General features: G+C 47.9%; 1 protein-coding gene. It reads left to right on the top strand.

Annotated features, from left to right (window positions below; all coding sequences use genetic code 11):
• Window positions 1-718: hypothetical protein (locus KE626_RS34505; protein WP_211977719.1), on the top strand; the 718-nt coding region annotated here is incomplete at both ends.

Below are 718 nucleotides of genomic sequence, written 5' to 3'. Positions count from 1 at the left end.
CCAGGGAGGAATAGATGTACGCAGCTTTGTACTCACCGTGGTGGATAAGCCAACACCAAACTACAAGCTCTATCTGAACTTCAAGCTTAATAACAACGCGCCTGCGCCGTGGAATAACATTTTCGGCACCACTACCACTGGTTTGAAAGATGAAAACGGACAGTTAACCACTGCCGGATTAACTTTCGATGAAAGCTGGTGGGCAGCAGGAACCGAAGGCGCCAATACAGGCAACAACAGTGGTGTGTACCCGGATGTGGTGATGAGCGAATACATGTACTTTGGTTCATTGCCAGGCTTCTTTAGTGGCGCACCTGCCATGCACGGACACCTCACCGGTCTGGAAACAAACAGGACTTACAGCATTAAGTTCTTCTCCAGCAGCAAATGGTGGGCGCCGCAACCTGACAACGGCAGCACCAAGTTCACCATCAACGGTGTAAGTCAAACGCTGTATGTACAGAACAATACCACCAACGTGGTTACTTTCTCCAATATCACTCCTAATGCAAACGGAGAGATTCTATTTACCCTGAGTATTCCTGCAGGCGGACAGGTAGGTTACCTGAATGCCATGGAAATAAATGCAGGCACTTCCCAGGTACCACCTAATAATCACGCGCCTATAATAACAGACATCAGTAATCAAAGCCTGGACGCAGGAACAAGTATGAATATCCCGGTTACAGCAACAGATGCAGATGGTAACCAGATTACT

Source organism: Chitinophaga hostae (assembly GCF_018224885.1).
Classification (GTDB): domain Bacteria; phylum Bacteroidota; class Bacteroidia; order Chitinophagales; family Chitinophagaceae; genus Chitinophaga; species Chitinophaga hostae.
The sequence above is the reverse complement of the archived record's forward strand: the minus strand, read 5'-3'. Positions and strand labels throughout refer to the sequence as shown.